The organism is Acetobacter sp., from assembly GCF_047721705.1.
Classification (GTDB): domain Bacteria; phylum Pseudomonadota; class Alphaproteobacteria; order Acetobacterales; family Acetobacteraceae; genus Acetobacter.
In genome coordinates this window covers 1-8,672 of the sequence record NZ_JBDNXK010000117.1, presented here as the reverse complement: position 1 = coordinate 8,672, position 8,672 = coordinate 1, and the positions used below count along the sequence as shown (strand labels likewise).

The 8,672-nt window shown below is 56.0% G+C and carries 7 protein-coding genes and 1 pseudogene; 3 read left to right on the top strand and 5 right to left on the bottom strand.

Features of this window, described 5'->3' with window-relative positions:
• The 5 genes and pseudogenes from ABF824_RS14635 to ABF824_RS14615 all read right to left on the bottom strand — a co-directional run.
• Positions 1–476 (bottom strand): annotated as a pseudogene (locus ABF824_RS14635) (energy transducer TonB); the annotation flags it as partial.
• Positions 473–958: a TonB system transport protein ExbD gene (gene exbD, locus ABF824_RS14630; protein ID WP_415489739.1), complete on the bottom strand. Its 486-nt coding sequence runs from the start codon at positions 956–958 to the stop codon at positions 473–475. The pseudogene ABF824_RS14635 and the gene exbD, both read right to left, overlap by 4 nt.
• Positions 959–963: 5 nt before the next feature.
• Positions 964–1,710, bottom strand: coding sequence for a tonB-system energizer ExbB (exbB, locus tag ABF824_RS14625; protein ID WP_415489740.1), 747 nt, complete (start codon positions 1,708–1,710; stop codon positions 964–966).
• Positions 1,707–1,958 (bottom strand): hypothetical protein, encoded by a 252-nt coding sequence (locus ABF824_RS14620; protein WP_415489738.1) that lies wholly within the window; start codon positions 1,956–1,958, stop codon positions 1,707–1,709. Before ABF824_RS14620 ends, exbB begins: the two co-directional genes overlap by 4 nt.
• Positions 1,955–3,202 (bottom strand): PepSY-associated TM helix domain-containing protein, encoded by a 1,248-nt coding sequence (locus ABF824_RS14615; RefSeq protein WP_415489737.1) that lies wholly within the window; start codon positions 3,200–3,202, stop codon positions 1,955–1,957. Before ABF824_RS14615 ends, ABF824_RS14620 begins: the two co-directional genes overlap by 4 nt.
• Positions 3,203–3,654: 452 nt before the next feature.
• Here ABF824_RS14615 and ABF824_RS14610 point away from each other — a divergent pair, with 452 nt between their 5' ends.
• The 3 genes from ABF824_RS14610 to ABF824_RS14600 all read left to right on the top strand — a co-directional run bounded on the left by ABF824_RS14610 (position 3,655) and on the right by ABF824_RS14600 (position 8,214).
• Complete coding sequence (locus tag ABF824_RS14610; protein WP_415489736.1) at positions 3,655–4,161, top strand: RNA polymerase sigma factor; 507 nt, start codon at positions 3,655–3,657, stop codon at positions 4,159–4,161.
• A 155-nt stretch (positions 4,162–4,316) separates the two neighbouring features.
• Positions 4,317–5,288 carry a FecR family protein gene (locus ABF824_RS14605; protein ID WP_415489735.1) on the top strand — a complete coding sequence of 324 codons (972 nt, stop codon included), beginning with the start codon at positions 4,317–4,319 and terminating at the stop codon, positions 5,286–5,288.
• Positions 5,289–5,670: 382 nt separating this feature from the next.
• Positions 5,671–8,214 carry a TonB-dependent siderophore receptor gene (locus ABF824_RS14600; protein ID WP_415489734.1) on the top strand — a complete coding sequence of 848 codons (2,544 nt, stop codon included), beginning with the start codon at positions 5,671–5,673 and terminating at the stop codon, positions 8,212–8,214.
• Positions 8,215–8,672: the final 458 nt, after the last annotated feature.

Sequence of the window (8,672 nt, the reverse complement as noted above, 5' to 3'; positions counted from 1 at the left end):
GGCGTCTTGTCCGGGATCGGCTTTTTGAGCATCGGCACCGGCTTGTGCTTCTTCACCAGTTTTTTGGGCTTCTCGGGCTTGGGCACCGGGATCGGCGGATTGGGCGCGGGCGACGGCGGGGCCGTGATCTTGGGCGGCTCGACCGGGGCCGGGTCGGGAATGGACTGGGTCTGCTTCGGGCCGATCGGCGCATCCGTCGGCGGCGTGGGTGTGGAGACCGGTTCGGGTGCCATGTCGATGGCAATGGCGGCGGGCGGTGGTTCCGGCACCGCCATGACCGGTGGCGGCAGGCGCATGATCCACCACACGGCTCCGCCACTGACCGCCAGTACGGCGAGAAAGGACAGGCCCCAGCGCAGGGCGTCGTCCCGCCGGGCCAGACGGAGCTGCCCGCGCTGCCACTCGGTGAAGGAGGACGGGGCCGTGTTGGCCTCAGCACTCCCCTCGGCCTGCGTCATGTCGGCGGCACCGCTCATGGGGTTGCACCTGACGCCGGGGCCGCGTTGCCGGACGCCACAGGCGTTGAACCCGCCTCGCTGCCCTCTTCCTGTCCCTGAAGATTGACCAGAGCGACCTTGAGGTAGCCAGCAGAGCGCAGTTTATCCATCACGCCCATCAGCGTGCCGTAATCCACGGTCTTGTCGGCGCGGAGAAAGATGCGCTCGTCCTTGTTGCCCTTGGTCGCACTTTCCAGCGCGCCAGGCAGGGCATCAGCACTGATGTCATCCTCCCCCAAGGCCAGACCGTGATCGGCCTTCACCGTCAGAAATACCGGATCGTCCGGGCGCGGCGTCGGCTTCTCCGACGAGGAAGGCAGGTCCACCGGCACATTCACGGTGGTCAATGGAGCGGTGACCATGAAGATCACCAGCAGGACCAGCATCACGTCGATGAACGGCGTGACGTTGATCTCACTCGCCTCGTGCGGGTTTTCATCAGTGTGGCGGATACGGATCATGCCGCCTACTCCCCGGCGACCGTGCGGGCGTCACGCGACGCACCAAGCCGCACCACCTGTCCGCTGGCGGTCAGCGCCTGCATGCGCCCGAGATCACGCGAGACAAGCCGCATGACCAGCGCGGTGAGGTCCGCGACCTGCGCCCGGCACGAGGCGGTCTGACGGGCGAGATGGTTGTAGATCACCACTGCCGGGATGGCGGCCACCAGACCGAGGGCGGTTGCCAGCAGGGCCTCGGCGATACCGGGGGCCACAACGGCGAGGCTGGTCGCCTTGCTGGCCGCAATGCCAGTGAAGGAGGTCATGATACCCCAGACCGTGCCGAACAGGCCGATGAACGGCGAGGTCGCGCCGATCGTGGCCAGCACGCCGGTGCCGCGCATCAGCCTGCGCCCCTCGGCCGCTTCCAGCCGCTCAAGATGCAGAACGATGCGCTCTTTCAATCCTTCGCTGTCGTCGGGGATGTCGGCGGAGCGTTTGCGCTCGGTCTCGGCGGCCATGACCAGCGTGTGGGCGATGCCGTTCTGGCGTGTACCTTCCTCGCCAAGATCCAGCGTGTTGGCCTGCTCCAGCGTCTGCTCGGCTTTTGCCAGTTTCATGCGCACACGCAGCAGTTCGACCGACTTGGCGACGAAGATCGTCCAGGTCAGCAACGAGGCTGCGGCCAGCAGGATCATCACGCAGCGGACCACAGGCCCGGCATTGAGGAACATGTCCCACGGGGAGAAGGAAATGGGAGCAAGATCGGTCATGAGAGACCTCCTTTGGAAGACGGTCTGCGCCACGCCCGGATCAGGCAGATGACCGTAACAATGAGGGGAATGGACAGGGCGGCCCAGGACAGGGCCAGCCACACGCCGTGCTGGCCCAGCAGGGCGGACAGCAAGCCGAAGATGGTGAGCAGACCCAGCGCGATCGGCCATGGCCAGACGGCGACAGGATGACGGGATGCCGAAACAGGCGGGGATGACACGGGGATTTCGGAAGAGACGGCGTTCATCGGACCGTCTCCTCCGTCAGGGCAGGAACAGTCGCATCGTCCGCGTCATCCAGATCGTAACCCAGCGCCCGCAGCCGGGCGTCGGTGGCGATCTTCCGTTTGGCCGCCCACAGCACCAGACCGCTGACCAGCACCCCGATCACCACCACATCGAGCAGCGCCCAGAGGATTTTCAGCGGCATGCCGCCGTAATCGCCGAAATGCAGCGGGCGGGATATTTCCAAAAAGCGCAGATACCACGGCATCGGATACGCCCCGGTCAGCTCGCCCGTGCGGGCATCGACCAGAACCGGGGTAAACAGGCGCGCCCGCAGCGGCGTCGCGCCACGCGTCCAGAGCACGTAATGCACCGGGCTGCCGAAGGACGCGCCGGGGAAGGACAGGCCGGTCACCTCATTGCCGGGAGCCGCCTTTGCCGCCGTATCGAATGCGGCCTGCACCGAGGACAGATGGTCTTGCGAGGGTACCGGCAGATAGGCGTAGGGGCGCAGGATCTGCCGCACATCGGTCACGCGCCACAGGCCGAACAGTGGCGTCTGGAGTTCGTTGACCAGCCCGGTAAAGCCCACCACCGTTGCCCAGACCAGTGTGGCGGCCCCCAGCAGGTTGTGCAGGTCCAGCCAGGTCAGGCGTGAGGCCCGATCCCTCCTGACTGAACCGAACGGTAGCCGCTTCATGAACCGGCCGTACAGCACCGTGCCGGACACCAGAGAAGCGACGAAGACACCGCCCATAAGACCGAGAAACAGCCGGCCGGGCAGATAGGCGAACAGGCTGACATGCAGCCGATTGCAGATCCCCATGATGATGCCGGTCCAGGTGCGCGGCTCCTTGGGCGCATCGGGTGGACGTGACTGCTCCAGCACCCTGGCTGTGCGGGCATCGAACTTGATCCAGTGACCGGAGTGGCGGTCCGGATAGTTCTCGTCGTCCTTGAGCGCCTGCCAGCTTGGCGCCATAGAGACCAGCACCGCCGGTTCATCGTCATCTGGATTGACGCTAGTGATGATCTGGCCGGGGTAGAGCGCTCGCGCCTTGTCAACGATCATATCTAGGCTGGCATTGGGCGTTCCCGGCGGCAGAACCTCATAGGGCGGGTCATCGTCGCCGACGAATGTGTCCCAGATCTGCTCGGAAAACAGCAGCGGCAGGCCGGTCACACATATGATCAGCAGGAACAGCGTGCAGACCAGGCTCGTCCATTTATGGACTACAAACCAGCGACGAAGCGTGCGGGTGGTCATGGCAGGAACGCGTCCTTAGAGAGCGCCCGACCAACATTTCCACAGGCATAGGAATAATACTGAATCGCAACTGTATGACGGAAAGGTGGGCGGTCTCGCTGCATATCAATTCTCCCTGCGTGCCTGGGACACGCAGTCCTGACGGCGTCTGGAATGAAGACGGGGCAAACCCCTGATGAAAGTAAGGATGTTTGACGACACCGTTTTTTCAGAAAGAAGCGCACTGAATGACAGACATGTGATATGTGTTTTTGGGAGGACTTTCGTCTCATCCTTGGAAAATAAACAGTTTTTACGAATTAACAGTCTGTTCACTCGTTGTTTCGGCACGCTCACAAAAGCGACGCTCTGTTACATAATCTTGCGGAAAACGGGACTGTATGCCATCACAGTTGCGAATCCTTCTTATTTTCTGACTGCTAACGTTGCGGTGGCATCGGGAACATCCGCTCTTGAAGTCCAAACATCCGTCTTTTGAGCTTTATGAAGCGCACCGTCCCGGTCTGTTGTCCTATGCGCGACAGTTGTCCGGGGACGCCGTGCTGGCCGAAGACATCGTGCAGGATGCCTGGTTGCTGTTTGCCCGGCAGTCGGCAGGCACGATTGTGTCGCCGGGAAGCTACCTGCGCACTATTGTGCGTAATCTTCTGATGACCCGTGCTCGGCGCGCCAAAATCGAACGCATGAGTGAGGCGGATTTTGACGTCGTCACCGCGACTGTCGCTGATGATGCCGTTTCACCCGAAGAAACTGTCGCTGCCCGGGAAACCATGATGCGTGTGATGGAGGCGCTCGATGCGCTGCCCGAACAGCAGGCGGAAGCCATCCGTCTGTATCATTTTGAAGGGATGAAATTGCGGGAGGTCGCGGCCGTTCTGGGCTTATCCATCTCGATGGTGCATGGTCTGATCACCGAAGGACTAGCAATCTGCAATCGAATACGTAAGGAAGGGCAGTAGGTCCCGCGACATTTGAATTATTTTTCTGAAAAACAGGCGATGCCAAACATCTTACTGGTATGCCTTTGCGAAACAGCCTGTCGCGCGTCCGTCGCTTCGTCTTTCCTGTACAGGGACGGGGCTGTCGTCCTACGTGCGGTACGGGGAGCCATCGCGTGACCGAACCGCGTAGTCCGGATGAGGTTGCCGCAGGCTGGTATATCTTTCTCCGCGAGGAGCCAGACGACAGGGATCTACGGCGTCAGTTCGAAGTCTGGTTGCGGGAAAGTCCCTTGCATCAACAGGCTTGGACCGAAATCAATGAGACACTGGGTGTGCTGGCTTCCGTGCCACCCGAACGAAAAAAAAGCCCCGGCATGGGCAGGCGGAACGGGTCTATGCCGGCGAATGACCGCGTTGGCCCTCGTCGTGTAAGGATGGCATCTTTTGCTGGCGTGGCCATAGCGGCCTGCGTGGCTGCCTTTGTGCTTGTGCCCGATCTGACCCTGCGCCTGAGGGCTGATCATTACACACAGGCGGGTGTGACGGAGGACATCCATCTGGCCGATGGCAGCGAAGTCATTCTTGCCCCGCGTTCCGCGCTCGCCATCCACATCAACGCGGATGAACGACGGATCACTCTGTTGCGCGGTGAGGCCTATTTTGTGGTACATCACGATCCCAGCAGGCCCTTTACCGTGACCACTGGTTCTGTGACGACCACCGATATTGGCACTGCTTTTGATACCAGAACGGAAGGAGGTGAAACATCCGTGGCGGTAAGGGAAGGGGCGGTCCATGTGTCTGGCACAGGAGGACTTCCGTTTGAGCGTGATCTTCACGCCGGTGACCGGATCGACGTGAAGGGCTCACAGGTCGAGGCGGGTTCCCAGTCGCCTGAGACCGTGGGATTATGGCGTGACGGAATGTTGGTGGCGCAGGGCAACACGATTGCCGAAATGGTGACCGCTCTTCAGCCCTGGACCCGAACACACATTATCATCGCGCATGACACACTGGCGGCGCGAAGGGTCAGCGGCTCCTATGATCTGCGCCATCCGGAAACCTCGCTGCAACTGATCGTGCATCCTTACGGCGGGAAGGTCATGTCCGTCACGTCGTGGCTTGCGGTTGTGGCAGGACGCTGATCAGGTTTGCTTCTTATTGGGCGGCGACCGACCAAATGTGACTGCTACCGGTTTGATGACGTCAATGGCCTCATGAGGACAACTCTTATCGTTCTGAACGGGTTCTCATGTCTGCGGAAGCCGCTGTCGGATCCCGTCCAGATACATGCCGCATTTGAGGCACCGAGAAAAAACGCCCAATGCGATAAAGAAAAATCATTATTAAACAAAACGCTATACGAATATGACGCATAACAATAAAAAAATCTGAAATTTTTTCCGAAAAAACGAGCTTCCCATGCATCTCACTACCATGACTTACGGATGCAAATGACTTGCATTCAAAATGACGATGACAGGAAGAGCCGTACCTATGCCGTCACCACAGTTTCTGAGGAGACCTTTGGCAACATCACTTCTGATGCTGGCCACGACCACCGCCTTGACTTCTTTTATTCCGTCCGGCGTACGGGCGCAGACGACACAGGTGCAGCCAAAATTCAATTTCAATATTTCTGCCGGATCCCTGTCCAGCGCACTGGTGTCTTTCAGTTCGCAATCGCATATTCAGGTGACATCGCAAACTCCGACAGTAGCAGGCAAGACAACATCTGGATTACACGGTCAGTTTACATCTGGAGAGGCTCTGTCACATCTTTTGCAGGGAAGTGGGTTATCCTATCAGCCTTTGGGAGATCATGCGTTTCAGATTGTTCCCGCCACGCGAGCAGCTACGATTACGCTTGGCGCAGTAAGGGTGGGAGGAACAACGACCGCAAATCAGGATCCTACTGGGCCGGGTGTGGGGTATGTCGCTACCCGCACGATGACAGGTTCAAAGACGGATACGCCGATCATAGAAATTCCTAATTCCATTCATGTCATTACCAAACAGCAGATGATCGATCAGCAGCCTCAGAATGTCATGGAGGCTCTCCGATACATGCCGGGTATTAGTGTCGAAGCTTTTGGGGCATTCGGTAATGGCCCGGCCAGTGGATTAAATCCTGGTGCTATTCAGCAGCGTGGATTTGATACCTCCCAGTTTGTCGATGGTCTCCGTTCCTACTCCAGCAGTGCTGGAGAAACGGCTTTTCTCGAACGGATTGAGGTCATGAACGGACCGTCTTCCGTACTGTATGGGCAGAGTACGCCGGGTGGCATAATTAACATGAGTCTGAAAAAACCGACAGAAACACCATTGCATAACGCGACAGTCGGCTTTGGTAACTGGGGGCGTTACGAGGCAACTGTGGATGTCAGCGATAAAGTCAACCAGTCCGGGAGTGTAAAATACCGTATAGCAGCCATTGGGGTGACGCAGGGTTCGCAGACGGACCACGTCAATTATCATCGTGTTGGCGTTTTGCCATCAATCTCCTGGGATATTGATAAGAAAACAAATCTCACCTTTGTGGGATCCTATATGTATACGCCAGGTGATGGGACGAACTGGACCCAGTTGCCGCCAGAGATACTCCTGAATGTCAATCATAATGGACGCATTCCCAGAAGTCGTTTCCTTGGGGATCCGAACTGGAATGTTTCCGGGCAGAAGGATTCCTTGGTCGAATATCAGTTCCGGCACAACTTCAATAAGTGGATCGATTTCAGTCAGAATTTACGCTGGGAAAGATCGGAAGATTTCGAAAAAAGACTGACTCGCGGTCGTATAATACTTCCCGATCAGTATGGCCGTGCAGCTTATGAGGGAGGGGGGCTGGCCTCGACTATCGGTCTTGACACCAGAGTGGGTGGGAAGTTTTCCATCGCCGCAGTGCATAATACTTGGATAGTAGGCACTGATTTCCGACAGTATGATGACAAAAGTTGGAGCACATCAGATCATACTATGGGATATAACGGATTTCCCGGATCCAATGGGTATTCTTTTGTGAATGTTTATAATCCTCAAAGCGACTATATCCCGTGCATCAATGTTCATTCAAAAACGTGTCAAAACACGACATATGGAAGTAATGATTCCTATTTTCAGGAGGGGGTTTATTTTCAGGATCAAATAAAATGGAGGGGACTATCCATAACTCTTGGGGGACGCCAGGATTGGGTCAATTATCATGGATATACAGATCAGGGTTCGAATGAGAACTCAGACCATGCTTACATTGTAACAAGGAGTCATGATCTTCCGAGGCCACAGAGTGCTTTCACGTGGCGTGCCGGTCTGGTTTATAAATTCTCTTTCGGTCTTGCTCCGTATTTTAGTTACGCGACATCCTTTGTTCCACAAAGCTTCGGTCAGAGAAGTTGGTCAGGAAAGCTGTTTCCTCCTCTAACTGGAAAACAGCTGGAGGCAGGGATGAAATATGAGTCTCCTGATCATAATATTTTCATCTCGGCGGCTGCATTCAGGATTGATGAAGATCATTTTCTGGTCAACGATCCGGATCATGATTCTTACTCGAGCGATGCTGGAAAGGCGCGTTCACAAGGCTTCGAAATTTCCGCCAACGCAAACATCACCCACGACCTGAGATTCAATGCGTCCTATACTTACGATGAGGCCACTTACCTCGATAGTAATCTTACTGATACTCAGGCCTATGCCGATGGCAGTACAGGAAGTGTCGTAGCTGAAAAAGGAAAATATGTAGAAAGCATTCCACGCAATATGGTCTCGGCCTTTCTGGATTACACGCCGCCAGCTCGTTTCCTGAAGGGATTTGGAATCAATGGTGGGGTCCGGTACAAGGGGTTTACCTATTCTGACGCAGTCAACAGCTATAAAGTGCCCGCTTATGTGCTGTTCGACATTGGTGCTCATTATGATTTCGGTCAGGCATTCGCGTCTCTTAAAGGGTTGCGCGCGCAGCTTTCAATTTCAAATCTGACTAACAAATATTATATTGCTTCCTGTGGTGGAACCTATTCATGTTATATTGGGCAGGGAAGACGTGTTTATGGTAATTTGAGTTACACATGGTGAAAAAATTCTATAAAATACAACATATCAATATATAGGAGGTTTACAAAATTCATGAACTGAGCGTTTATCGGGTACGGTGCAGGAGCGCAATATACTCAATGCAGGTTAGCATTATTTTGGCAGCGCGGGCATTCCGTAGTGGGTGGACCTAAGATTCGATTAAGAATGGCCTGTCATATTGTGGACATAAGTCCAGTCCAGGATCACCTTTCAAAATAATCGCGGTCCAGTTCCTCGTTGAGTTGCTGGTGCGCCTATTCGCAGCCACGTCAGGCCTTGATCACAGCAGCCAGTAACCCGAAAGATGTGGTGGCAGATAGATTGGACAGGTCGTATTTCCGTTCTGCGTTGGAGCGAGGCTCGTCAATCAGTCAGGCTTGCTCCTGACGCACCTGAAACGGATTATGACGTATCGTCAGTTAGCGTGGGGTATCATGAGGCTTGTACTCCTATTTGAT